Genomic DNA, 223 nt, shown 5'->3' on the forward strand with positions numbered 1-223 from the left:
GATCGTGGCGATCGCGCTGGTCGCCTCCTGGTTCGTGGCCGTGATCTTCACGCCCTATATCGGCGTCAAGCTGCTGCCGGAGATGAAGGCGCACCACAATCACGACCCGCATGCGGTCTACGAGACCCGCATGTACCGCGGCCTGCGCGCCATCGTGCGATGGTGCGTCAATCACCGCATCACCGTGGTGGCCGCAACCGTCGGCGTCTTCATCGCCTCGGTC

The 223-nt window shown here is 65.0% G+C and carries 1 protein-coding gene; it reads left to right on the forward strand.

The features are described from left to right. On the forward strand, nucleotides 1-223 hold a 223-nt coding region (locus tag MOV74_RS40550), incomplete at both ends, for a hypothetical protein (protein WP_246933155.1).

The sequence above is a fragment of the Bradyrhizobium sp. SHOUNA76 genome (assembly GCF_023006445.1).
Classification (GTDB): Bacteria; Pseudomonadota; Alphaproteobacteria; order Rhizobiales; family Xanthobacteraceae; genus Bradyrhizobium.